Source organism: Citrobacter sp. CFNIH10 (assembly GCF_002934585.1).
Classification (GTDB): domain Bacteria; phylum Pseudomonadota; class Gammaproteobacteria; order Enterobacterales; family Enterobacteriaceae; genus Citrobacter_A; species Citrobacter_A amalonaticus.
In genome coordinates, this window is the sequence record NZ_CP026216.1 from 2,060,827 (window position 1) to 2,085,287 (window position 24,461).

Genomic DNA, 24,461 nt, shown 5'->3' on the forward strand with positions numbered 1-24,461 from the left:
TGGGTTTTAGGCCTGCCGGATAGCGCGACGACGCGCCAGCCAGTCTTTGATTTGCTGACGATGCAGGCTGACAGAACGACCTACGACAACGACAATTAGCAATGCGCCGGAGAGGGCGCTGGATACCTGATTGGGCACGCCAGCCATCTGCAATCCCTGCTGCAGATAGCCCACCAACAGCGCGGCGATGGCGGTACCGAGAATTGACCCGGAGCCGCCGTAGATATTGGCGCCGCCCAGGACGACCGCTGTAATAGCTGGCATCAGGAAAGAGGCACCCAGATCGGAACGTGCAGAGCCAAAGTAAGAGACCAGCAGCACCGCCGCGACCGCCGACGCAAAGCCGGTCATCGCGTACAGCGCGTACAGCGTCCGGTTCACCGGGATAGCGCTATACAGCGCCACGCGGGGGCTCTGCCCAATCAGGAAGACATTGCGTCCGGCATGGGTCCGGTGCATCAGCAACCAGAAAAAGATCACGCTGACGAGAAAGAAGATCAGGGGGACGGGCAGACCCAGCACATCGAGATTGGCAAAATCGGTGAAGCCCTGCGGGAAGCCGCCGATACCTTCATAACCGGTCGCTCCCGCCATCCCCGACAACAGCAGTGCGCTGCCGCCGAACAGGTATAACGTTCCCAGGGTGATGACCAGCGGGTTCACACCAGTGTAGATAATCAGTCCGGCGTTGATCAGTCCGCACAGTGCGCCCAGCGCGAGCGTCAGAATAATGGCCAGCGGCAGCGGTACGCCGCCCTGGAACATCACGCCCAGCGCGATGGCGCACAACCCCATCGTCGAGCCAAAGGAGATGTCGATCCCGCCGCTGACGATCACCATGGTTAAAGGCAGGGCGACAATGCCAATGCAGATAAAGTCGCTGGTGCTGAACAGCAGGACGTTCAGATCCAACAGGCGTGGGTTCAGGGCGCCGAATCCCAGAATTTCAATCACCAGTAGCGCGGCGAGCGCCAGTTCCCAGCCGTAACGATGTAAACGAGTCATCAGGCAACCTCACGTTTTTTGGCAGTGCGCACAGAGTCGGTGTTTTTTGCCGACGGACGCGGTTGGGGCGGCGGCGTGAAGCGGGCATATTTTTGCCGACGGATATTGCGTTCCAGCGCGCAGCGCAACCGGCCGTCAAATACCAGCACCGCCAGCAGGACCAGACCGGCAATAAAGTCATTCCACCACGCCGGAATGCGCAGCAGGACCAGTACGCTGTCGATTTGCGTAAGGAAATAGGCACCGAGCACGGCACCAATGATCGTCCCGGAACCGCCCAGCAGGCTGATGCCCCCCAGCACGCAGGCGGCAATGGCTTTCATTTCCAGCCCGGTTCCCGTCTGATTCGGGATAAAGCCAATCTGTGAGGCAAAGACGATCCCGGCCAGCGCTGCCATGCAGCCATTGAGCGAAAAGGCCAGAATCCGAATGGCTTCGGTACGCACGCCCAGTTGCCGCGCGCCCTGTAAATTATCCCCGGTGGCATAAAAACAGCGACCAAAAGCGGTTTTTGCCAGCAGCCAGGCCATCAGCAACATCAGCAGCAGGGTCAGCCAGCCAATGGCGGAGATACCGAGGAAAACCGGGGCGGAGAGTTGCTTAAGTTGTGCCGGTAATCCTTCAATCCATTTACCGCCCGTCCACAGCAGCATGACGCCGCGATACAAGCCAAGCGTGCCCAGCGTGGCGACAATCGCCGGGATCTTCAGCCAGGCGACCAGCACGCCGTTGATAAATCCTGCCAGCAGCCCCAGCAGCAGCGTCGCCAGGCAGGCCACCGGCAAGGGATACCCCGCGTTCAGCAACAGCCCCAGCAGTACCGCGCACATCCCGGTGATTGAGCCGACCGACACGTCGATGTTGCGGGTCAGCATCACCAGCGTTGCGCCCATCGCCAGCAGCATGAGGATTTGGGCGCTGCTGAAAATCATTGTCAGCGTCTGAACGCTGAGGTACTGGCTGTCCAGCATCCCTGGCAGCACGAACAGCAGCAGCACGGCTAACAGGGCGGTGGCCTCGCGGTTATTCTGGATAAATTTCAGCATGGCGCCTCCCCGGAATGTGGTGTAGCCCCTGACGTGCGGTCGCCGAATGCCACGTGCATGATGGTGTCGACATTAATCTCGTCGCCTTGCAGAGCATCGTTGCCCGTTTCTCCCTGGTGCATGACGTAAACGCGATCGGCCATCTGTTCTATCTCCTCCAGATCAGAAGAGATGAACAGCACCGCGACGTTCTGGGCGGCAATACTGCGGAGCAACTGATAGATGTCATTACGCGCCGAGACGTCCACACCGCGCGTCGGCTCATCCACAATCAGCACCTGCGGCGAGGCTTCAAGGCATTTGGCGATCAGGATTTTTTGCTGATTACCGCCAGAGAGCGTGCGGGCAGGCTGTTCAGGATCGTTGAGCTTGATATTAAGCGCGCGGCGATAGCGTTCGAGCGTGGCGCTGTCTTTGGCCGGATTAGCCCAGAAACCGCTGTGGTTGTGGGTTAATGCGCAAACATTCCACGCCAGCGAGGCATCCAGATTCAGCCCTGACGATTGCCGGTCCTCCGGCAAATACACCAGACCGTGCTGTAGACGTTCGCGGGTGGAAAGTGAGGAGATATCCTTGCCGCCGAGTACGATGCTTCCGGCCCGTAGCGGTCGTAGCCCGTAAAGCGTTTCGGCAAGTTCTGTACGTCCGGCGCCGACCAGACCGGCCAGCCCTAAAATTTCCCCGGCGCGGACCTCGAAACTGACGTTCATAAACCCTTCGCCGGTCACATTCTCAAGACTCAACACCGGCGTGCCCGCCTCGTGCTGCGGACGGTTGCCGGGCAATTCCAGCCACAGTTTTTGCGTCGCGCTCAGCGCGTTGGTGCGTGAGGCAGGCGTGATGGCCTGGATAATCTCGTCCGTGGTCAGATCCGCCGTTTTTCCGGATAGCGCAATGATGCCGTCCCGCATCACGCTAATGTAATCCGCTATCTGGCGTATCTCTGGCAGCTTGTGGGAGATAAAGACGATCCCTACGCCAGTGCTCAGCAATTCACGCAGGCGGCTGAATAAACGATCGGTTTCCGCAGGCGTCAGTGAGGCGGTGGGTTCATCGAGGATCAAAATTCGTGAATCGCGCATCAGCCCGCGCATGATTTCGACCATTTGCCGGTCGGCCACATCCAGTGAACCCGCCGGGCTGTTGATATCAAACTGGCAGCCCAGCGCGGTCAGCATCGCCGCCATTTTTTGCGCCGAGCTCTGGTGTTTGGGCAGACCAAAGAGAATATTCTCCTTTACCGTCAGGCTGGGGAAGAGCAGAGGCTCTTGCGGGACAAGGTAGATGCCTAACTGATGCGCCAGAATGGGCGTCAGTTTTGTACAGCGGGCTCCCTCAATCTCAATGATTCCGCTATCCGCAGGGGTAATGCCGGCGATGATTTTCATCAGCGTGGATTTCCCGGCGCCATTCCCGCCCAGGAGCGCATGGACTTCGCCTTTGCGTAAGACAAAATCAATCCCTTTCAGGACGTTGACGCCGGAATACTGCTTGCAGACAGACTGCGCGCTGAGTAGTGGGGCGATCTTTTCTTGACTCATTTGCATGCCACCTCCGTTCGGCCTGGGTAGAATCAGGTTGAACAAATGTATTGTGCGATTCGAATTGTTCATAACCTTATGACCTAACTGCTCATAAAACCGACGAATAGATCACGTTTCATGCTAAAATGATCGTCAATATTAAATTTGTTCAAACGAAAGCCACTGAATTGTGGGTTTAATCACAGTTATTAACGACCAATGAATGAACAATTGTGTTCAGAAATTCGATATGTTCAAAGTGAAGACAGAATGATGACTATTAATGACCCGATGATTTCCGAGCAAGGGATGTGTGAAGAAGAGCTGGTGGCACGTATTGCGTGGTTCTATTACCACGACGGTATGACGCAAAGCGACATCAGCAACAGACTGGGGTTGACGCGGCTTAAGGTGTCGCGCCTGCTGGAAAAGGGGCATCAGTCCGGGATTATTCGCGTACAGATTAATTCTCGCTTTGAAGGCTGTCTGGAATATGAAACCGAATTACGTCGTCGCTTTGACCTGAATAATGTGCGGGTCATCCCGGGACTTCCCGGAGCGGATGCATGTGTTCGCCTGGGGATCGGCGCTGCGCATATGTTGATGGAGTCACTCCAGCCACAGCAGATTCTGGCGGCGGGCTTCGGCGAAGCGACCATGAATACCTTAAAACGGCTCAGCGGGTTTATTTCTGCTCAGCAAATTCGCCTGGTGACGCTGTCGGGTGGCGTGGGGCCTTACATGACCGGGATTGGACAACTCAACGCGGCCTGTCCGGTCAGTATTATTCCGGCGCCGCTTCGCGCCTCTTCTGCGGAGATTGCCCGGACGTTAAAAAATGAAAATAGCGTCCAGGATGTCCTGCTGGCCGCCCAGGCAGCCGATGCGGCCATTGTCGGTATCGGCGCTATCAACCAGAAAGATGAGGCCACCATTATTCGCTCAGGCTATATCACGAAGGGTGAACAACTGATGATTGGCCGCAAAGGCGCGGTGGGCGACATTCTGGGTTACTTCTTCGATGGTGAAGGGCAGGTGATCCCGGAGATGAAGATTCACGATGAACTGATTGGGTTAACCCTCAATACCCTGAAGACGATCCCGACCGTGATTGGCGTCGCCGGGGGCGTGAATAAAGCGGAAGCGATCGCCGCCGCGATGAAAGGGGGTTATATCAACGCATTGGTCACCGACCAGGAAACTGCCGCCGCCATTGTCAGCGGACAGTAATGCGTATCTGTCGTGCAGGCGTACGGCAGGGGAGTAACAGAATTTCCGTTTGTACCGTGGAGAAAGCATTGACGACCTGACAGATATAATAAGCCGAGGACTAAAACGATGGCCCGACTCTGTACCCTCTCTGACTCAGAACATTACCTGATGGCACTGGACGCCGGAACTGGCAGCGTCCGCGCCGTGATTTTCGACCTGGAAGGCAAACAAATTGCGGTGGGACAAGCGGAATGGCGACACCTTGCCGTACCGGATGTGCCCGGCTCGATGGAATTTGATCTGGGAAAAAACTGGCAACTGGCCTGTGATTGCATTCGCCAGGCACTGCATATCGCCGGTATTGCGCCGGAAGCAATAGCTGCCGTTTCCGCCTGTTCGATGCGCGAAGGCATTGTGGTCTATGACGCAGAGGGAACGCCGGTCTGGGCCTGTGCCAACGTGGATGCCAGAGCGGCACGGGAAGTCAGCGAGCTTAAAGAGATCCACGACTACACTTTCGAAAGCGAAGTCTATCGCAGCACCGGCCAGACGCTGGCGTTGAGTGCCATTCCGCGTCTGCTCTGGCTGGCGCACCATCGTTCGGACATCTATCGTCGCGCCTCGACGGTCACGATGATCAGCGACTGGATGGCCTATATGCTCAGCGGCGAGCTGGCGGTCGATCCTTCCAATGCCGGAACCACGGGCCTGCTGGATCTCAAAACGCGCGACTGGAAACCCTCATTACTGCAAATGGCCGGACTGCGGTCGGATATTCTCTCGCCGGTCAAAGAGACCGGCACGCTGCTGGGTAGGGTGACGGCTCAGGCTGCAGCCCTGTGCGGGCTGAAAGCCGGCACGCCGGTGGTGGTGGGCGGCGGGGATGTGCAGTTGGGCTGTCTCGGCCTTGGGGTTGTTCGTCCGGCGCAAACCGCCGTACTGGGTGGCACATTCTGGCAGCAGGTCGTGAATTTACCTGCGCCGATTGTTGATCCTGAGATGAACGTACGCGTTAATCCGCACGTCATTCCGGGAATGGTACAAACTGAATCGATCAGCTTTTTTACCGGCCTGACGATGCGCTGGTTCCGTGATGCCTTCTGTGCCGAAGAAAAGCTGATCGCCGAGCGCCTGGGCGTCGACACTTATACACTGCTGGAGGAGATGGCTTCCCGGGTGCCGGCAGGGGCATGGGGCGTGATGCCGATTTTCTCCGACCGGATGCGTTTCAAGAGCTGGTATCACGCCGCCCCTTCGTTCATCAACCTGTCCATCGATCCGGAAAAATGTAATAAGGCCACGCTGTTCCGCGCGCTGGAAGAGAATGCGGCCATTGTGTCGACCTGCAATTTACAGCAAATCGCCGATTTTACCGGGATCCATCCCACGTCGCTGGTGTTTGCCGGGGGAGGCTCGAAGGGCAAACTCTGGAGCCAGATTCTGGCAGACGTGTCAGGGCTGACGGTCAACGTTCCGGTCGTCAAAGAGGCGACGGCGCTGGGCTGTGCGATTGCCGCTGGCGTGGGGGCCGGGATTTGGTCATCCATGGCTGAAACGGGCGAACGACTGGTGCGCTGGGAGCGGGAGCATGTTCCGGACAAGGAGAAACATGCGCTTTATCGGGAATCGCGCGAGAAATGGCAGGCGGTATATCAGGAACAGTTAGGTCTGGTCGATCACGGGTTGACGACCTCTTTGTGGAAAGCGCCGGGTTTATAACAGGAGATCGTCATGATTAAATCGAATGAAGCGCAGCATGAGTACCGTTTTGGCGACAGTGGCCCGAAATACCTCATTCGTGGCCCGGTATGTGACATGGGCGTCGTCATGCTCCAGCCCGGTCAGTCTTTTCCCAACCATCGCCACATCGAAGCCTGTGAAATTTTTTATACCCTGGCAGGCGAAGTGACGCTGTACCTGAACGGTGAACCCTACACATTAGGCTCCGGGGATGTGATGCACTGCGATCCCGGTGAAGCGCATTTTCTGGTGAACAAAGGGGAAGTGCCGTGGAAAGGGGTCTTTGTGAAATCGCCTCATATACCGGGTGACAGTCATCCGGTTGAGCCTGCCGGGTATTAGCTTTCGGGATCATCAACGGTCGGATAGTCAGTGGCTGTCCGACCATTTCGTTAGCGTAACCTTCTCGTTACATTTCGTTGCTTACCGTTTTGTGATCAAGGCTAAAAAACGCACAGCCTGCTCCTCTCTCTGATTTACCTCTACGCATGGCCTGCATTACAGTGAATCTATAAATAAGAACATTGTTCTATAATGTAGAACAATAATGGAGCGACCTGAACCCCGACGCTCGGGAGAGTGAGACAATGTCTATCAACACCATTTTTACGCCGCAGGATGAACCGTTCTATGCGGTGAAAACCCACGCTGCCGGCCCCCAGGGGGCATTGCCGCTGACGCCGCAAATGTTACTGGAGTCTCCCAGCGGTAACCTTTTCGGCATGACGCAAAATGCCGGAATGGGCTGGGATGCTAACAAACTCACGGGCAGAGAAGTGTTATTAATTGGCACGCAGGGTGGTATTCGCCACTCAGATGGCCGCCCTATTGCTCTCGGTTATCACACCGGGCACTGGGAGATTGGCCTGCAAATGTCGGCGGCGGCGAAGGAAATTACCCGTCTCAGTGGCATTCCTTTCGCGGCATTTGTCAGCGATCCGTGTGACGGTCGTTCGCAGGGGACGCACGGCATGTTTGATTCGCTGCCTTATCGTAACGACGCGGCGATTGTCTTTCGCCGTTTGATTCGTTCTCTACCGACACGGCGGGCGGTCATTGGCGTGGCGACCTGTGATAAGGGGTTGCCCGCAACGATGATTGCGCTGGCGTCAATGCACGATCTGCCGGTGATCCTCGTACCGGGCGGGGCGACATTACCGCCCACCTTCGGCGAAGATGCCGGAAAGGTACAAACCATCGGTGCTCGTTACGCAAATAATGAGTTGAGTTTGAAAGAGGCATCCGAACTGGGGTGTCGCGCCTGCGCGTCGCCCGGCGGCGGATGCCAGTTCCTGGGGACCGCAGGGACATCACAGGTAGTGGCGGAAGCGTTAGGACTGGCGCTGCCGCACTCAGCGCTGGCGCCGTCGGGCCAGGAGGTGTGGCTGGAGATTGCGCGTCAATCGGCGCGGGCAGTGATGGCGCTGGATGAAAAAGGGATTACTGCCCGCGACATCCTCACCGACAAAGCGATAGAGAATGCGATGGTGGTGCATGCGGCCTTCGGAGGCTCGACGAATCTGCTGCTGCATATACCGGCGATCGCCCATGCCGCCAGATGCCGCCTGCCGGATGTGGCGCAGTGGAGCGCGATCAACCGCAAAGTGCCGCGCCTGGTCAGCGTGTTGCCCAACGGCCCGGATTATCACCCGACGGTGCGTGCATTCCTGGCGGGGGGCGTGCCGGAGGTGATGCTGCACCTGCGTCGACTGGGACTACTGCATGAAGATGTGATGACGGTAACCGGGCAAACACTCGGTGAAAACCTCGACTGGTGGGAGCACGCCGAACGTCGGGCGAAATTCCGTCAGTGCCTGCGCGATCAGGACGGTGTGGATCCTGATGACGTGATCCTGTCGCCGGAAGGGGCAAAAGCGAAAGGGATGACCTCCACAGTGGCGTTCCCGGTGGGTAATATCGCGCCAGAAGGGTCAGTGATCAAAGCGACGGCGATCGACTCGTCTGTGGTGGATGATGACGGTGTTTATCGCCATACGGGCAAGGCGCGCGTATTTGTCTCGGAAGAGGCGGCGATCAAAGCCATCAAACAAGGGCAGATCCAGCAGGGCGATATCATGGTTATTATCGGCGGTGGGCCATCCGGCACTGGCATGGAGGAGACTTACCAGCTCACTTCGGCGCTGAAGCATATCTCATGGGGAAAAACCGTATCGCTCATTACCGATGCCCGTTTTTCCGGCGTATCCACCGGCGCTTGCCTGGGGCACGTTGCGCCGGAAGCGCTCGCGGGAGGGCCGATCGGCAAATTGCGCACGGGGGATGTGATTGAAATTGTGGTCGATCGCTTGTCATTGAAAGGAAGCGTGAACTTTATCGGCAGCGCACAAGCACGACTGACGCCGGAAGAGGGCGCGACAGTTCTGGCGGAGCGCGAGTTACATCCCGACCTGAAGCCCCATGACTATCTGCCTGACGACACCCGACTGTGGGCTGCATTGCAGGCGGTAAGCGGTGGAACCTGGAAAGGATGCATCTACGATACGGATAAAATTATTGAGGTGATTAACGCTGGGAAAAAAGCACTTGGGCTTTGAATAATTAAAATTAATTAATCAGTCGCCGGAACACTATTTTCGGCGACGAATAATATTGTCCTGAAATATATTATCCTTCACGGGAGGATGTCTTTTTTTTATTTTCTTGAAAAGTGCATCGTTATCACAGAAGTTAAAATACATAACCGCTAAAGCAAATATGACAATTGTTGTCTCATCGAATCCCTCTCTACAATCTTCCTCGTAAGCATCATCTGGTAAGCATACGGATAAAGGGTGTATTCCTCACAAAGTTCACGTTCAGATATTTAATTTTGTAGGTCCCGGTCATTCGGAACGTATTTCTCTCATATTCTCTGGAGGTAGAAATGCAGTTAACAATGAAAGATAAAATTGGTTATGGACTGGGGGACACCGCCTGCGGTTTCGTCTGGCAGGCCACGATGTTTTTACTGGCCTACTTTTATACCGATGTTTTTGGTTTGTCGGCAGGCGTAATGGGCACATTATTCCTGATTTCACGCGTGCTGGATGCGATAACCGATCCATTAATGGGATTAATGGTTGACCGAACGCGTACCCGCTACGGCCAGTTTCGTCCCTATTTGTTGTGGGGAGCGATCCCGTTTGGTATTGTCTGCGTATTAACGTTTTATACGCCTGATTTCTCCGCTCAGGGCAAAATCATTTATGCCTGCGTCACCTATATTTTATTGACGCTGGTTTATACCTTTGTGAATGTCCCTTATTGTGCCATGCCCGGCGCCATTACCGCTGATCCAAAAGAGCGTCATGCTTTACAATCGTGGCGTTTTTTCCTGGCCGCTGCCGGTTCATTAGCCATTAGCGGCATTGCCCTGCCGTTGGTAAAAATTATTGGCCAGGGGGATGAACAGGTCGGCTATTTCGGCGCGATGTGTGTATTGGGTATTTGTGGCGTAGTGCTGCTGTTCGTGTGTTTCTTTACAACGAAAGAGCGTTATACGTTCGAGATTCAACCTGAATCATCGGTTAAGAAAGACCTTAAATTGCTGATGGGGAATAGCCAGTGGCGAATTATGTGCGCCTTTAAAATGATGGCAACCGGTTCGAACGTGGTTCGCGGCGGCGCAACGCTCTATTTTGTCAAATACGTGATGGACCATCCTGAGCTGGCAACGCAGTTCCTGCTCTATGGCAGCCTGGCGACGATGTTTGGTTCTCTTTGTTCGTCTCGTCTGCTTGGCCGATTCGATCGCGTGGCGTCGTTTAAGTGGATCATCGGCATTTATTCACTGATCAGCCTGAGTATTTTCTTTATTCCGTCGGACAATATCGCGCTGATATTTGCGCTGAATATTGTGTTCCTGTTCGTCTTCAATACCACCACACCGCTGCAATGGTTGATGGCCTCCGATGTGGTGGATTATGAAGAGAGCCGAAGTGGGCGTCGCCTTGATGGCCTGGTATTCTCTACCTATCTTTTCAGCCTGAAAATCGGTCTGGCCATTGGCGGCGCGCTGGTGGGCTGGATCCTTGCCTTCTCCAGCTACTCGGCAAGCAACGCCGTGCAGCCAGATAACGTCCTGATGACCATCAAAATCCTCTTCTGCATCGTACCGGTCGTGCTTTACGTCGGTATGTTCACACTGCTTTCGTTCTACAAACTGAGCAGCAAGCGTGTGGAAGAGATCAGCCAGCAGCTGCAACGTCAGCGCACCGCGCAGCCTGAGAGCAAACCTGCCGATGCCGCTGTGGCAGTGAACTGAGGAGAGAATCATGTATCAGATTGAAAACCCGATCCTGACCGGCTTCAACCCGGACCCGTCTCTGTGTCGTGTGGGCGAGGATTACTATATCGCCACCTCAACCTTTGAATGGTTTCCCGGTGTGCGGATTTATCATTCTCGCGACCTGAAACACTGGTCTCTGGTCAGTACTCCGCTCGACAGCGTGGCGCTGCTGGATATGAAAGGCAATCCGGATTCTGGCGGCATCTGGGCACCTTGCCTGAGCTATGCCGATGGCAAATTCTGGTTGCTGTATACCGACGTAAAAATCGTTGATTCGCCGTGGAAAAATGGCCGTAACTTCCTGGTTACCGCGCCATCTATTGAAGGGCCGTGGAGCGCGCCTGTGCCAATGGGCAACGGCGGGTTTGACCCTTCACTCTTTCATGATGCGGATGGACGAAAGTATTACATCTATCGCCCGTGGGGGCCGCGTCATCACAGTAATCCTCATAACACCATTGTGTTGCAGGAGTTTTTTGCTGACACGCAAACCCTTTCGCCGCAGCGTTCAACGCTCTTTACGGGTACTCCATTGGGCTATACCGAAGGGGCGCATATTTATCGTCGCGAGGGCTACTACTATCTGATGGTGGCGGAAGGGGGAACCAGTTACGAACATGCCGTGGTGGTATTGCGGGCAAAAAATATTGATGGGCCGTACGAACTGCATCCCGATGTGACGATGATGACCAGTTGGCATCTGCCGGAAAACCCCCTACAGAAGAGTGGTCACGGTTCACTGCTGGAGACCCATACCGGCGAATGGTATCTGGCGTATTTGACCAGCCGTCCGTTACATCTTCCGGGAATTCCGCGATTAGCGGCAGGCGGGCGGGGATACTGTCCGCTCGGGCGTGAGACAGGGATTGCGCGTATCGAGTGGCGTGACGGTTGGCCCTATGTTGAAGGGGGCAAACACGCGGCGCTGACGGTGCCGGGGCCACGAATGACAGAGCAGGCGAGCGTTGGAACGGGAGCGTGGCGAACGGATTTTGACAGTGAAAGGCTCGATCCGGAATTGCAGACCCTACGTATTCCGTTTGATGACCAGCTTGGCTCGCTGACCGCCCGACCTGGATTTTTACGTCTGTATGGCAATGATTCGCTGAACTCCACCTTTACCCAGTCAACGGTCGCTCGCCGTTGGCAGCATTTCTGTTTTCGTGCTGAAACGCAGATGGCCTTTTCCCCGCGCTACTTCCAACAAAGTGCGGGGCTAACCTGTTACTACAACAGTAAAAACTGGACGTACTGCTTTATGGACTGGGAAGAGGGGCGCGGACGAACGCTGAAGATTATTCAACTCGATCACAACGTGGCGCACTGGCATCTTTACGATAATCCGATTCTGGTGCCGGAGAATGCGGAAAACGTCTGGCTGCGAGTGGATGTGGACAATCTGGAATACCGCTATAGCTATTCATTTGACGGTGACCAGTGGCAGACCATTCCGCTAACGTTTGAGGCGTGGAAACTGTCGGATGACTATATTGGCGGCAGAGGCTTCTTTACCGGGGCATTTGTTGGTTTGCACTGTGAGGATATTAGCGGCGACGGCTGCTACGCCGATTTCGCCACCTTCTCTTATCAACCGAAAGTTTAGCGAGACACAGGGTCAGGGTTGACGATAGCCCAGCGTTATCGACAGCCCCAGCCCGGCATCCATCAGTTTCTGACGCCAGGCGGCCAACTCGGCGTCGTTTACGCGAGAAGTGAGAGTGGAGAGGCTAAGGGCTGCGATAACCCGTGATTCATGATTCCAGACCGGTACCGCGACGCAGCGCACGCCGGGCTCATTCTCTTCGTTATCCATCGCATACTGGTTATGGCGGGTTTCTTTCAGCGCGGCAAGCAGTGAGGCGCGATCGGTAAGGGTGGCGGGGGTAAAGCCATTGAACTGATACCCCTCCAACACCGCAGCAAGTTCTTCCTCATCCAGCCAGGCGAGCAATACCTTACCGATAGCCGTGGCGTGAACAGGCAAGCGGCGACCAATTCGTGAATAAGCGATGGCAGCCTGCTTACCTTCTATTTTCTCAATATAGACGCCTTCGTTGCCGTCCAGAATACCCAAATGGGTGGTTTGTCCCGTTTCCTGCGAGAGCCGGATCAACCAGCTTTTTGCCTTCTGGCGAATATCCATTGTGCCAACGACAAAGTGGCCACGCTCGACCAGTTTCATTCCCAGACGGTATTTAATGAGATGGTCACTCCCTCCTTCCCAGTACTATGCTGAGGACAGGCTTTCATTCGGAGAACCATCATGGAAAACATTGCGCTTATTGGTATCGATCTGGGTAAGAACTCTTTCCATATTCATTGTCAGGATCATCGTGGGAAGGCCGTTTACCGTAAAAAATTCACCCGACCAAAGCTAATCGAATTTCTGGCGACATGCCCGGCAACAACCATCGCGATGGAAGCCTGTGGCGGTTCTCACTTTATGGCACGCAAGCTGGAAGAGTTAGGGCATTTTCCAAAGCTGATATCACCGCAATTTGTCCGCCCATTCGTTAAAAGCAACAAAAATGACTTCGTTGATGCTGAAGCTATCTGTGAAGCAGCATCACGTCCATCTATGCGTTTCGTGCAGCCCAGAACCGAATCTCAGCAGGCAATGCGAGCTCTGCATCGTGTCCGTGAATCCCTGGTTCAGGATAAGGTGAAAACAACTAATCAGATGCATGCTTTTCTGCTGGAATTTGGTATCAGCGTTCCGCGAGGTGCTGCCGTTATTAGTCGACTGAGTACCCTTCTTGAGGACAGTAGTTTGCCTCTTTATCTCAGCCAGTTACTGCTGAAATTACAACAGCATTATCACTATCTTGTTGAGCAGATTAAAGATCTGGAATCTCAGTTGAAACGAAAGTTGGACGAAGATGAGGTTGGACAGCGCTTGCTGAGTATTCCCTGCGTTGGAACGCTGACTGCCAGTACTATTTCAACTGAGATTGGCGACGGGAAGCAGTACGCCAGCAGCCGTGACTTTGCGGCGGCAACAGGGCTGGTACCCCGACAGTACAGCACGGGAGGTCGGACGACATTGTTAGGGATTAGCAAGCGGGGCAACAAAAAGATCCGAACTTTGTTGGTTCAGTGTGCCAGGGTATTCATACAAAAACTGGAACACCAGTCTGGCAAGTTGGCCGACTGGGTCAGGGAGTTGTTGTGTCGGAAAAGCAACTTTGTCGTCACCTGTGCTCTGGCAAACAAGCTGGCCAGAATAGCCTGGGCACTGACGGCGCGACAGCAAACTTACGAAGCATAAAGGCAGAAATACACCAGTTTAAACAATCATTCATCTGGTTTTGCGAATACTGATATTGATGATACTAACGGCCCACCGGCCTGTTGAGGAACCTGTAAAACGGAAAGGCTCATTGAAGCCGTATATTTTCTGGAGGTTCATCAGGCGCGGAACTCATCGAGGCGCGGGAATAAAATCCCATTCAGACGCCGGATAGATTCAAGCAAGCCAACTTGTCGTCAAAATCGGTGTTGCAAAAACGGGAGTGACCATAGATTCCGTTTTCCGGGTTCTGATCGATATAGCCATGCAACTGAAGCGTTTTAAGAAGAGAGTGGAGGGTACTTTTGCTCAATCCCATCAGTTTGCTTATCTCGGTGATTTTGAGTTCCGTAGCCTGTTCATTAAACAAGTCGAGGATCTGCAAAGCACGTTCAACAGACTGAATTATTGGCATAATTTTCCACCGTCCACGAAGAATTCTTCTTGTGTGACCGTACTATTTTCGAGGGTGAAAAGCAATGCCGGACACGCTGGCATGATGCAGGTTTCAGGCCGGATAAGTGCAGGTGTTACAGGGCACGCTGAGTTGATGAATCGTTCTGTGTGGGCGACCTGCACCGGTTTGATTGAGAACGGGCTTAATCGCCCGTTGTACGATGAGATTAACAGGATAATGTCAGATAGCATTTCACATAGCGTAAATAATCTCTTTTCCTGATGATTTTTAATGACCATAATACGTAGGCGATTTTTATCTTTATATTCACACTTACAATAGTACTTAGCTTTAATGTCGTACGTTTTTTCTTGGTGCTAAATTTTATAATATCCTTTTCCATCTCGGCTAGTTTTCCTTTGATGGCATTGCGTCGGTAAGCATTCATACTCATCGCTTTGAATGAGTCGCTATTATTCGTCGGACATGACTCACCCTCTTTGTTTATCTCCAGATATTTTTCTAATAAAGGTTCGTATTCTTTTATTTTCTCATTATAATTGTTTTTATTGATTTCATTTAAAAGAGATCTTGCTTTCCTGGATATTTCAATATAGGCATTGCCGACATATCGATGTTGTGCCGTTTGTTTCTCTAAACCAAGAAAACCGATAATTGCAGTTGAAATACCAACTAATAATGGAAGAATATGACTCAAAGCCGTATCCCAGGAGGCCCAATGTTCTATTTGAAGATAAGAATTTAGTAATTCTAATATGCTCTTGCCTATTCCAGATGATATTACAGCGGAGCCTACGACGGCAAATAAACCCAGATAGATTCGCCATTTGTTTTTTCTGTCGGCAGCAATAAAGTGCCTGTCCTTGCCAATTTTACAATCATTTTCCAGATTCGCAATTTCAATGATTTTTTTCTCATTCATAAATATTAACTCTATGCTGTGAAAAGGGTAATTTTTGTGCTTTTCAATGATGTTAGCCTTATAGAAAGACCACTTGTGAGATATATGATAAAAGAGTTTGACCTAATCTAACGCTAGTTAAACGAAAGTATCATACCCTATTTTTTGTCATGGCTACTGAAAGTTCTAATGTTGCCTGAGCAAGCCTGATCTTTATCATCTCCTGAACACCTCTCTCCTATGCCAATCCACGAATTCGTCCTGCGGGTAGTATGCTTTTACCTGCGGTAGAGAAATGATCTTCCCCTGAAAATCCCAAAACAGCCTGCCGACGATCCCGCTACCGTTAACCGCTTCTGAAACCTGTACTCGCATATTCTCATCTAATCCAATGGATCCCTTATCAAAAGCTTTATGATGGATTGCGCAGAGGGCCAGACCATTCGGAATTTCGCAAGGACCACCGTACTGCTTCCATTTGATATGGGCAGCTTCCAGCGCGACAGAGGTATTGTCGTGCCGCATGTTGTAGCCGCAAATGGCGCATTCATAGTTGTAGGCTCGCAGTACCTGCTGGCGGAACAGGGGATCGCGCTGTTTACGAAGCAACTGGAGTTCAAATCCCAGTTCATCGGCGAGTTCTTCCTGAATACTTTCGGTAAAATGGGCTTCGAGGATTTGTCGGGCGAGTGAATTAATCAGTTTCTTACTTTTTATCAGATGGTCGTAATGTTGCTTATCAAAGCCGCCAGCAACGTTAAATTCAACCAGTTCACCAGCGGGAGGTTGTCGGCTACTGCCAAATGTGGAACAGCGCTCCGCGTTTTGCAGTTGCCAGAAACCGTCTCCCTGTAAACGCCAGAAGGGCATGTCCGGTCGGTACTGGGCGCGTTGGGGGCCAAATCGCTCCAATAGGCTACGTAGGTTATCGCGAACTTCCGAAGCATAATCAAACAGACGCCCATGACCTTGCTGATAACCCGCCAGTACGTATAACAGCAGTAATGGCTTATGCGGCGCGCGCTGCTCGCCTTTGCGCCAGATCGTCATGTCGGCAATTGCCTGTTGCAGCATCTGAATGGAACCCATTGATTTCATTACTCGAGAAATAATTGCGATGATGCTCGCAAAATACGGCCTGATCAAGCGGTGAAGGAGGGATACACTGGTGGGGTCACGGAGTCTTGCCAATGAGACAAGCAAAGCCCCGGATTACATGGATCATATCAAATGAATGAATTACCCGATCGATTGCCACGGAAATACATTATTAAAGCCATTCGAGCCTACGATGACGGGTTCCCTCATCTTTTCAAAGAGGCTCGACGCTATGAGGTAGTGTTTGATGGCCGCCGCTATCCTTCAAAAGCGATCGTGGGGATCGCGGCAACGTTGATGACCGGGAAAACATTCACGCCGCAGGATTTCTCGGGAGGTATCAAATCGAAATGCGTGCGTTTGTTGATTGAGCAAGGATTTCACATCGTGCAGGGAGAAAAGGGGGCTGCAACTGTCAGCGATACCCTTTTCCCCGATGAGCTAACATCGCAAATCGACTATGTGGAAGGAGCGGCTACGCAGGTGGTGGTGAATCGTTATGAACGCGATCGCAATGCTCGGCAGAAAGCGCTTGAGTATCATGGCTATCAATGCAAGGTGTGCGGCCTCGACATGTCAAAGGTATACGGCGAAATCGGCAAGGGGTTTATCCATATTCACCATCTGGTACCGCTTTCGGCGATTAAAGAGGATTATCATCTGGATCCCATTGACGATCTGATACCAGTTTGCCCGAATTGCCATGCGATGTTACACCGACATAATCCGCCATTGACCCCAGAAGAATTAAAGCAACGAATGAGTTGAAATAATATTGGACTCAGCAGGCGACCGGCATTGCGTCGTTGCCCTCCCTTAGCGGTCCATCTGATTATATTTTCGCCATAAACTCATTTTGCTGATCCCCAGATGGGCGGCGACTTTCTCTTGATCCTGTTCAAAAAGATCCATGTAGAACGCAATAATCTGTCGCTCGAGATCTTTAATGATGACTTTCAGTTGTCCTTTACTCAGGTCCGCGACGATCCTCCCATTTGTCTGTGACGCGTTGCAGGATTTAAGCGCGTTAAAACCGGTCAGATTTAATATCTCAAACAGCGAAGCGTCCGGAAATCCGGCCGATAATAGTGCCAGTCGTTCAATGATAAAATTCAGTTCACGCACGTTTCCCGGCCAGTTGTAAGTGGAAAACAGGGCGATGAACTGCGCCAGTTTATGCCCGCAGCCCGATTTTTCGAGGAAGTGCTCAGCCAGAAAACGGACGTCGCCGTCTCTTTCCCGTAGCGGCGGCACCATTAGCGGTAAGACGTTCAACCGGTAGTAGAGATCGCCGCGAAACGAGCCTTCCTCCGCCATTTTTTCCAGCGATCGGTTAGTGGCGCCGATAATACGCACATCGACAGGGATAATATCCTTTCCCCCCACCCGCATAATTTCGTATTCCTGTAAGACGCGTAACAGGCGGCTCTGAATAGGCAGTGGCAGTTCACCAATTTCATCGAGAAATAAGGTTCCCTGGTGCGCCAGTTCTATCAGACCTTCTTTTCCTTCGCGCCGCGCGCCGGTAAAAGAGCCCCCTTCATAGCCAAACAGTTCGCTTTCCAGCAGGGTTTCCGGAATGGCGGCGCAGTTAATGGCGACAAATGGACCCCGGTGGCGTTTACTCTGGTTATGAATACTCTGCGCGAATAGCTCTTTACCGGTGCCGGATTCCCCATAAATCATCACCGGGGAGTGGGTATTGGCATAAATTTTTGCCAGATGAATGACCGACTCCATGTGTTTATTTTGCGTGAGGATATGCTCAAAACGGTAACGGGCGGTGAAGCCTTTTTTCATCAGCTTGCCGCGAATAATCCGCTCCACTTTTTGGATTTGCGGCGTATCGGTAAACGAACACACCACCCCAATACACTGCGTACCACGAAATATTGGCACCCGGCTGGTAATGATGGAGGTATTGTCCAGATCCATAATCTCCCGGATCTCGGGGGATTTTGTCAGCAATACCTGGTTAATCCGCGTATTTTTAATGACCGTATCCACCGGTTTGCCAATCACCTGCGAGGCCATCAGGCCAAATATGTTCTCGGCGGATTTATTGAAGATCTGGATCTCGTTATTTTCGTTGGTGACGATGATCCCTTCCGTAATTGAGGAGAGAATGATCTCCAGTCGCGCCATATCCTGTTGCTTGCGGCGGGTCGTCTCCACGATTGCCATCGCTTCGCGCAGCGCGCTGTTCACCGATTCCAGACCATTTTCGATCAGAATCCCGTGCATCTCATAGTGTTCCGCCGTGTCTGAAACCGGTAATCCTCCTGCCACCGTCTGGAAATTTCGTGCACGGCATTTTTTGAGTTTATCGACCATATCGGCGTGCGACAGGAAGATAAATTCTTCGATTTCCACGTCCAGCGCGGTTGCTACCAGATTTACGTCAGATAAATAGTTCTGATAATTGAAAAAGGCGATTTTATGCGGATGTTTTTTCAGTGGCGTGAGCGATTTAAGCAAATCCAGCGCGGACGTGAGAATACGTACTACCGGAATTTTGGTTACGCGATCGATATAGTCCGCCGTACCGCCACGGCTGATAATGATGTCATAAAAATCAGGGTCGAGATTTCGCGCAATCCCCGCGGCTTTTTCCAGGCTTCCGTGAAAAACATGGCAGTTAAAAATACCGGCGCACTGCTCAGTCACCACGGCTGCCAGTGCCGGATAGGGGGTTATTAAGGCCAGATTCGGTAACGTTTTATGTGACATAAATCACCATGGAAAATTTGTGGTTATCACAAACCAATATCACAACTGTTATGAATTTCAAAATTGAAAGCCATTTTTCTTTCTCTCAGATAAATAGCAAAATGCAATAAATCTATTTGTTTCATTTGGTTAGATTAAATACTTCCGATTTATTCATTCCTGGCACACATATTGGATTAGACAATCTATAAGGCAAGCGGCCTTGTGCTTTATCTACTAAAAAGTGAGGGAAGGAATGAACAAACAGTCTGGTGTATTAAGCGGTGTTCGTGTGCTGGATTTAACCCGGGTGCTGGCTGGCCCTTATTGCGGAATGATGCTGGCGGATTTTGGCGCGGATGTGATTAAAATCGAATTGCCGGGGAAAGGGGATGATTCACGGGCCAACGCGCCGCAAATTAATGGCGAAAGCGCCTACTTTATGAATTTAAACCGCAATAAGCGCGGAATGACGCTGAATCTTAAATCTGAAGAAGGTCGGCAGATATTTCTCGATTTAGTTCGCGACAGCGATGTGGTTCTGGAAAACTACCGTCCGGGTGTGATGGAAAAACTGGGACTTGGCTATGAGGATTTGCGTAAGGTGAATCCGGCGATTATTTACGGCGCCGTTTCCGGCTTTGGTCATACCGGCCCGTATTCGAAACGCGCGGGTTACGACATCATCGGCCAGGCCATGAGCGGACTGATGAGCACCACCGGTTGGCCTGATACGCCGCCTACGCGCACCGGGACTGCTATTGCGGATGTGGTCGGGGGGATGAGTTGCGCTATTGGCGTGCTTGCCGCTTACGTCAATCGCCTGAAAACTGGTGTTGGCGAAAAAGTGGATATTGCGCTGGTCGATTCGATGGTGTCGTCGCTGGAAATTATCAACATTATTTACCTAAATACAGGACGTATTCCGACACGTATTGGTAACCGCTATGAAGCGATTTATCCGTATGACTCTTTCCAGGCGCGTGACGGTTACGTCATTATTGCCTGCGGCAACGACAAATTATATGGCCTGCTGAAAAACGTTCTGCAAATCAGCGCGCTGGAAGATGAGAAATTTAAATCTAACCTCGACCGCGTTGCTCATCACGCCGAGCTGAAAGACATTATCGAATGCTGGACCCGCGATTTAGATATCGACACCATCGTGTCGATGCTACTGGATGCCGGTATACCTTCTGCGCCGATCAATACCATCGACCGCGTGACTCAGGATCCGCATATTGCTGGTGCCCGCGAAATGTTTGTCGATATTGAACACCCCGTCGCCGGGAAAATTACCATGACCGGCAATCAGGTTAAATTCACGAACAACAAGGCGACCATCAGAATGCCTGCGCCCACGCTTGGTCAACATAATTACGAAGTGCTTAAAGAACGTCTGGGCTATTCAGATGAAAAAATTGAGCAGCTTATTCGTTCCGGCATTCTGTAAGGGGTTCTGCCATGTCGACATTTATCCAGATTACTGAAGTCGGGCCAAGAGATGGTTTTCAGAACATCAAAGCGTTTATTCCTACCGATTTAAAAATAAAAATTATCGATCGTCTGGTCGAGTCGGGGATCGGCGCGATGGAAATCACCTCGATGGTTAGTCCTAAGGCGATTCCACAAATGAGTGATGCCCGTGAGGTTATTCAGCATGTTCTGAACACGCATCCGCATATTATTCCGTCAGTGTTAGTACCGAACGTGAAGGGGGCCAGTCTCGCCAGTGAGGCCGGTATTAAAAATATTAACTATGTGGTTTCGGTCAGTCCGGCGCATAACAAGGCCAACATTAACCGGACGCATGCCGAGTCGCTGGAGGATCTTTATAAAATTCGCCACACGTTCCCGGATATGACTATTACGCTGTCGCTGGCGACGGTATTTGGCTGCCCGTTTATTGGCGAGACCAGTCGTGAAACGCTGATGGATATGATCAAGTTTGCCGATGATCTCGGGATTTCGGCGGTAACCCTGTGCGACACCATCGGCGTCGCCAATCCGACTCAGACATTATCTGTACTGCGCGGGATCCAGCAGAAATTCCCCAAAATGGACATTGGTTTGCATCTGCATAACACCCACGGTATGGCACTGGCCTGTATGTTTGCTGGCGTTCAGTCGGGCATAACGCGCTTTGAGACCGCTGTCGGTGGACTGGGCGGGTGCCCGTTTGCGCCTGGGGCCGCCGGTAATGCCGCCACCGAGGATGCGGTGAATATGTTTAACCGAATGGGGTTCGATACCGGTATCTCACTGCCTGACCTGCTGGATATCGCAAACCTGATCCGCAGCACGATTGAACCGACGTTGTTGAGCAGTCTTTCGCGAGCCAGAACCTACAGTGAATTTGATTTTTGCAGCGAAAAAATCTGACCTCTGATACGGAAACAGACATGATGAATAATAATATCGGGAAGCCGAAGATGACCCATTACAGATGGTGGGTCATGAGTTTTATTTTTGTAACCTACACCGTAGCTAACGCCGATCGCGCAAATATCGGCTTTGCTATTCCGTTTATTCAGGAAGAATTTCAAATCTCAAATACCATGGCAGGACTGTTAATCAGCCTGTTCTTTGCCGGCTATGCGTTTTTTCAAATTCCTGCCGGGTACTTGATTAAGAAGTTCGGCATGCGTAATGCATTTGCGATGGGGATGTTATTAACCTCCGTATTTACGGGGTTGATGGGAATGGTGAATAACATTTTCCTGCTGAAGATCCTGCGTTTTATGGTGGGCGTCTGTGAGTCACCGGTGGTTATTGGCTCGACGGTGACTATCAACCAGTGGTTTCCCCCGAAGGAAAAAGGGACGGCAACCGGGCTGTTTCTGGCAGGATCCAAGTTTGGTCCACTGATCGTCCCGCCGCTGTGCGCCTGGATCATCACCGTCTGGGGATGGCGCTATATCTTTGTCTTCTTTGCCATTCCGGGCTTGCTGTTGGCGATCTTCTGGTATCTGATGGTTCGCAATAAGCCGGAAGAGAGCCGCTTCGTGAATGAGCAAGAGGTCGCTTACATCCGCGAAGAACAGCTTCCGGCGACGACTCAGGAAGCCGCCGCACCGGCCGTTCCTGAGTTCAATTACTGCTGGCTCGACAAGCTAATTCGCACAAAGCAGGTTGAAGAACTCTCCTGTTCAAAACAGGTCTTCCGCTGCTGGGATATTTATGGCGTCGCGCTGGGATACTTCTCGATGGTGGGGATTGTCAGCGTGCTGATGTCATGGCTGCCCAAGTATCTGATCACCGAACGCGGATTCGATCTGACGAGTTCTGCCGCACTGGCGGCGGCGCCGTTCCTCGGGACGGTCATGGGCAACTTTATCGGCGGCGTGCTTTCTGACCGGGTGCTGAACAAGCGTCGTAAACCGCTGATGTTGCTCAGTGCCGGGGCGACGATCTTCACCATGTACTCGCTGGTTTATGCGCCAGAAAGCAAAATCGTTCTGTCGCTGATGCTGTTCCTGCTGGGGCTGATGCTGTCGCTGGGCTATTCGGCTTACTCGGTCTACGCGATGGGGCGGGCGAATAAAGACATTTATCCGATCGCTTACAGCGTGATCAACATGGGCGGGCAACTGGGTGGCATGTGTATGCCGCTGATCGTGGGTATTATTCTGGATGCTTACAACTGGGATGCGGTATTCATGGCGATGACCGGGTTCTGTGTTCTGTGCTTTATTCTGGTCTCCACGGTCATTGAACCGTTGTCGAAAAATATGAAGGTCAACTACCGGTAACCCGTAGGATACTGTGCGGGTAAGCGCGTGGACTGCTTACCCGCACGTTGAACGGCGCATCTGTAGGCGCTATCGCGTCAGGTCAATGAAAGGTATGAAACGGCACGCGCTGATTACAACTTTCCTGTTATGGAGCGCGGCCGCAGAGTTCATAAAAATTAGTGTTACCCCTCCTGTTCGTCATCGTTTTATCCGGGCGGCCTGCATAACTGTGTTTGCGCAAAGGTGATGATGTATGGTTGATCGAATGTGCGTTCCGCCACTGGCTTCACGACGGGTGAAGCGAACTCAAATTCGCTCACGCGATAAATGGGTTGAAACGGAGCTGTTTGTTGAGCAGGGCGTCAGGTATTTCTTTCATGTCACCGGAAAGTGGTGCGATATGGGGCATTATTGTGACGCGAACGGTTACACCGTCGGCTATTTGAATTTTGCCCGACTCTGGCTGCGTTGCCGCCACGAATCTGCGACCTGGTTTACCCTGATTGGTACTATTGATAAATCAACCGATACCATGTTTGTGATTGGCGACGGCACCCGGCTCAATAATGGCTGGATTGCGCCCCGCAGCGGTGAGTTAGTGGTGTTTGCAAATGATATGTCGGGGATGTACTGGAATAACTTTGGTTCCGTCGTGCTGGAAGTGTGGCGATGAAAAGTAAAGTCAATATCACCCGCGGATGACAGGCATGTCTGGTGGCGTAAAATTTAGTGTACAAAAGCAGTCGGTATTTGTGCGCTTCATCAGATTCTTACCAAAAGCTGGCAAAATTCAGCTTTTAAAATTGATCCATATCAATTGATACGCACTTAATTTGCGTCGTTAAAAAATGTCCTTATTTACGACTTGTTTACCTTTATTGCGTTTATGGTGGCGGTGGTAAGACGTCTGATAACAAAGAAAAGAAGTGACGTTAGCGAAAATTATTGAAAGAGATCGTCGTAACTCTCTCTAAAAAAGCCAGTTATTGCCTTCAAAGTAAACATTTATCCTGTAAGTAACTTATTGGCGCATAGGAATTTTCAATAATCGTGGTGAATGTTTTGCCGGAAGCGCAGGGGCTGAAATGCACTGAATTAATCAGAACATGTAAATAAACCCTGACATCATTAGCCTGCTACGGGCTATCTTTCACTTGAAACAGCGTTCCATTTTAAGGCGTTTTCTTAACATTTCTATCACCCGGCTGCTGAAATTTTGTACGTTGACTTGTTATTCGACCAACTGCATATTCCTCCCCAGTTAAGACGACATAGCCTTCAGGAGCCGACGATGCCTTCCCGCGATTATCCCGATACCCGTAAAGCCAGGGGAACCCGTTCTAAAGATATGGTGCTGTTAAGCGCCCGTGTTGAGACTACGCTATGGGACTACGTTCGGGCGTTGGCGTTAGAAACGCGTAAAAGCAAACAGGACATTATTGCCGAAGCGCTCATGCTGCATCGCACCGCCAATGAAGGCGGCCGTGAATAAGTGCGG

Annotated in this window: 19 protein-coding genes and 2 pseudogenes; 13 read left to right on the forward strand and 8 right to left on the reverse strand. The window is 52.0% G+C overall.

Features of this window, described 5'->3' with window-relative positions:
- Window positions 1-6 precede the first annotated feature (6 nt).
- Genes lsrD through lsrA form a run of 3 tightly spaced genes read right to left on the reverse strand, consistent with a single transcriptional unit; the run spans window position 7 to window position 3,592 of the window.
- Window positions 7-1,005 (reverse strand): autoinducer 2 ABC transporter permease LsrD, encoded by a 999-nt coding sequence (gene lsrD / locus C2U53_RS13420; protein WP_042999273.1) that lies wholly within the window; start codon window positions 1,003-1,005, stop codon window positions 7-9.
- Complete coding sequence (lsrC, locus tag C2U53_RS13425) at window positions 1,005-2,051, reverse strand: autoinducer 2 ABC transporter permease LsrC (protein ID WP_042999274.1); 1,047 nt, start codon at window positions 2,049-2,051, stop codon at window positions 1,005-1,007. Before lsrC ends, lsrD begins: the two co-directional genes overlap by 1 nt.
- The gene (gene lsrA, locus C2U53_RS13430; RefSeq protein WP_229233574.1) at window positions 2,045-3,592 is read right to left on the reverse strand and encodes an autoinducer 2 ABC transporter ATP-binding protein LsrA; all 1,548 of its coding nucleotides are present in this window, start codon (window positions 3,590-3,592) and stop codon (window positions 2,045-2,047) included. The genes lsrC and lsrA overlap by 7 nt, the downstream gene beginning before the upstream one ends.
- A 255-nt stretch (window positions 3,593-3,847) precedes the next feature.
- Here lsrA and lsrR point away from each other — a divergent pair, with 255 nt between their 5' ends.
- From lsrR to C2U53_RS13460, 6 genes are all read left to right on the forward strand, one after another.
- On the forward strand, window positions 3,848-4,804 hold the full coding sequence (lsrR, locus tag C2U53_RS13435) for a transcriptional regulator LsrR (RefSeq protein WP_043001820.1): 957 nt from the start codon (window positions 3,848-3,850) through the stop codon (window positions 4,802-4,804).
- Between the two features lie 108 nt (window positions 4,805-4,912).
- A complete protein-coding gene (gene lsrK / locus C2U53_RS13440; protein WP_042999276.1) occupies window positions 4,913-6,505 on the forward strand; it encodes an autoinducer-2 kinase in 1,593 nt (530 codons plus the stop codon).
- 12 nt (window positions 6,506-6,517) lie between these two features.
- Window positions 6,518-6,868 carry a dimethylsulfonioproprionate lyase family protein gene (locus tag C2U53_RS13445; protein ID WP_042999277.1) on the forward strand — a complete coding sequence of 117 codons (351 nt, stop codon included), beginning with the start codon at window positions 6,518-6,520 and terminating at the stop codon, window positions 6,866-6,868.
- Window positions 6,869-7,113: 245 nt separating this feature from the next.
- Window positions 7,114-9,081 carry a YjhG/YagF family D-xylonate dehydratase gene (locus C2U53_RS13450; protein WP_054176787.1) on the forward strand — a complete coding sequence of 656 codons (1,968 nt, stop codon included), beginning with the start codon at window positions 7,114-7,116 and terminating at the stop codon, window positions 9,079-9,081.
- 329 nt (window positions 9,082-9,410) lie between these two features.
- Window positions 9,411-10,790, forward strand: a complete 1,380-nt coding sequence (locus C2U53_RS13455) for a glycoside-pentoside-hexuronide (GPH):cation symporter (RefSeq protein WP_104446006.1) — start codon at window positions 9,411-9,413, stop codon at window positions 10,788-10,790.
- Window positions 10,791-10,800: 10 nt separating this feature from the next.
- A complete protein-coding gene (locus C2U53_RS13460; RefSeq protein WP_044264505.1) occupies window positions 10,801-12,417 on the forward strand; it encodes a glycoside hydrolase family 43 protein in 1,617 nt (538 codons plus the stop codon).
- Between the two features lie 12 nt (window positions 12,418-12,429).
- Here the strand turns inward: C2U53_RS13460 and C2U53_RS13465 are convergent.
- A pseudogene (locus C2U53_RS13465) lies at window positions 12,430-13,011 on the reverse strand (IclR family transcriptional regulator); the annotation flags it as partial.
- Between the two features lie 66 nt (window positions 13,012-13,077).
- Here C2U53_RS13465 and C2U53_RS13470 point away from each other — a divergent pair.
- Window positions 13,078-14,082: an IS110-like element IS5075 family transposase gene (locus C2U53_RS13470; protein ID WP_000427619.1), complete on the forward strand. Its 1,005-nt coding sequence runs from the start codon at window positions 13,078-13,080 to the stop codon at window positions 14,080-14,082.
- 250 nt (window positions 14,083-14,332) lie between these two features.
- Here C2U53_RS13470 and C2U53_RS13475 read toward each other — a convergent pair.
- From C2U53_RS13475 to C2U53_RS13485, 3 genes and pseudogenes are all read right to left on the reverse strand, one after another.
- Window positions 14,333-14,518: pseudogene (locus C2U53_RS13475) on the reverse strand (helix-turn-helix domain-containing protein); the annotation flags it as partial.
- Window positions 14,519-14,726: 208 nt separating this feature from the next.
- Window positions 14,727-15,443 (reverse strand): SLATT domain-containing protein, encoded by a 717-nt coding sequence (locus C2U53_RS13480; protein WP_052443875.1) that lies wholly within the window; start codon window positions 15,441-15,443, stop codon window positions 14,727-14,729.
- A 195-nt stretch (window positions 15,444-15,638) separates the two neighbouring features.
- The gene (locus tag C2U53_RS13485) at window positions 15,639-16,511 is read right to left on the reverse strand and encodes a phosphorothioated DNA-binding restriction endonuclease (protein ID WP_061069586.1); all 873 of its coding nucleotides are present in this window, start codon (window positions 16,509-16,511) and stop codon (window positions 15,639-15,641) included.
- Between the two features lie 141 nt (window positions 16,512-16,652).
- Between C2U53_RS13485 and C2U53_RS13490 the strand changes: the two genes are divergently transcribed.
- On the forward strand, window positions 16,653-17,288 hold the full coding sequence (locus C2U53_RS13490; protein WP_046401429.1) for an HNH endonuclease: 636 nt from the start codon (window positions 16,653-16,655) through the stop codon (window positions 17,286-17,288).
- Between the two features lie 48 nt (window positions 17,289-17,336).
- Here C2U53_RS13490 and C2U53_RS13495 read toward each other — a convergent pair whose 3' ends face one another.
- Entirely contained in the window at window positions 17,337-19,250 is a 1,914-nt protein-coding gene (locus C2U53_RS13495; protein ID WP_104446007.1) for a sigma-54-dependent Fis family transcriptional regulator, read from the reverse strand.
- 235 nt (window positions 19,251-19,485) lie between these two features.
- Here C2U53_RS13495 and C2U53_RS13500 point away from each other — a divergent pair, with 235 nt between their 5' ends.
- The 5 genes from C2U53_RS13500 (at window position 19,486) to C2U53_RS13520 (ending at window position 24,455) form a co-directional block, all read left to right on the forward strand.
- The gene (locus tag C2U53_RS13500; RefSeq protein ID WP_044253842.1) at window positions 19,486-20,682 is read left to right on the forward strand and encodes a CaiB/BaiF CoA-transferase family protein; all 1,197 of its coding nucleotides are present in this window, start codon (window positions 19,486-19,488) and stop codon (window positions 20,680-20,682) included.
- A gap of 11 nt (window positions 20,683-20,693) precedes the next feature.
- Complete coding sequence (locus C2U53_RS13505) at window positions 20,694-21,611, forward strand: hydroxymethylglutaryl-CoA lyase (protein WP_044264501.1); 918 nt, start codon at window positions 20,694-20,696, stop codon at window positions 21,609-21,611.
- Window positions 21,612-21,631: 20 nt separating this feature from the next.
- Complete coding sequence (locus tag C2U53_RS13510) at window positions 21,632-22,981, forward strand: MFS transporter (protein ID WP_044253848.1); 1,350 nt, start codon at window positions 21,632-21,634, stop codon at window positions 22,979-22,981.
- Between the two features lie 235 nt (window positions 22,982-23,216).
- On the forward strand, window positions 23,217-23,636 hold the full coding sequence (locus C2U53_RS13515; protein ID WP_042999289.1) for a hypothetical protein: 420 nt from the start codon (window positions 23,217-23,219) through the stop codon (window positions 23,634-23,636).
- Between the two features lie 618 nt (window positions 23,637-24,254).
- Window positions 24,255-24,455, forward strand: a complete 201-nt coding sequence (locus C2U53_RS13520; protein WP_042999290.1) for a hypothetical protein — start codon at window positions 24,255-24,257, stop codon at window positions 24,453-24,455.
- Window positions 24,456-24,461 lie beyond the last annotated feature (6 nt).

Coding starts and splice junctions, on each gene's coding strand:
- C2U53_RS13495 (WP_104446007.1), bottom strand. CDS start 19,250: ATGTCACATAAAACGTTACCGAATCTGGCCTTAATAACCCCCTATCCG.
- C2U53_RS13505 (WP_044264501.1), top strand. CDS start 20,694: ATGTCGACATTTATCCAGATTACTGAAGTCGGGCCAAGAGATGGTTTT.
- C2U53_RS13480 (WP_052443875.1), bottom strand. CDS start 15,443: ATGAATGAGAAAAAAATCATTGAAATTGCGAATCTGGAAAATGATTGT.
- C2U53_RS13470 (WP_000427619.1), top strand. CDS start 13,078: ATGGAAAACATTGCGCTTATTGGTATCGATCTGGGTAAGAACTCTTTC.
- C2U53_RS13490 (WP_046401429.1), top strand. CDS start 16,653: ATGAATGAATTACCCGATCGATTGCCACGGAAATACATTATTAAAGCC.
- C2U53_RS13455 (WP_104446006.1), top strand. CDS start 9,411: ATGCAGTTAACAATGAAAGATAAAATTGGTTATGGACTGGGGGACACC.
- lsrC (WP_042999274.1), bottom strand. CDS start 2,051: ATGCTGAAATTTATCCAGAATAACCGCGAGGCCACCGCCCTGTTAGCC.
- lsrR (WP_043001820.1), top strand. CDS start 3,848: ATGACTATTAATGACCCGATGATTTCCGAGCAAGGGATGTGTGAAGAA.
- C2U53_RS13460 (WP_044264505.1), top strand. CDS start 10,801: ATGTATCAGATTGAAAACCCGATCCTGACCGGCTTCAACCCGGACCCG.
- C2U53_RS13520 (WP_042999290.1), top strand. CDS start 24,255: ATGCCTTCCCGCGATTATCCCGATACCCGTAAAGCCAGGGGAACCCGT.
- C2U53_RS13510 (WP_044253848.1), top strand. CDS start 21,632: ATGATGAATAATAATATCGGGAAGCCGAAGATGACCCATTACAGATGG.
- C2U53_RS13485 (WP_061069586.1), bottom strand. CDS start 16,511: ATGGGTTCCATTCAGATGCTGCAACAGGCAATTGCCGACATGACGATC.
- C2U53_RS13445 (WP_042999277.1), top strand. CDS start 6,518: ATGATTAAATCGAATGAAGCGCAGCATGAGTACCGTTTTGGCGACAGT.
- C2U53_RS13515 (WP_042999289.1), top strand. CDS start 23,217: ATGGTTGATCGAATGTGCGTTCCGCCACTGGCTTCACGACGGGTGAAG.
- C2U53_RS13450 (WP_054176787.1), top strand. CDS start 7,114: ATGTCTATCAACACCATTTTTACGCCGCAGGATGAACCGTTCTATGCG.
- lsrD (WP_042999273.1), bottom strand. CDS start 1,005: ATGACTCGTTTACATCGTTACGGCTGGGAACTGGCGCTCGCCGCGCTA.
- lsrA (WP_229233574.1), bottom strand. CDS start 3,592: ATGAGTCAAGAAAAGATCGCCCCACTACTCAGCGCGCAGTCTGTCTGC.
- lsrK (WP_042999276.1), top strand. CDS start 4,913: ATGGCCCGACTCTGTACCCTCTCTGACTCAGAACATTACCTGATGGCA.
- C2U53_RS13500 (WP_044253842.1), top strand. CDS start 19,486: ATGAACAAACAGTCTGGTGTATTAAGCGGTGTTCGTGTGCTGGATTTA.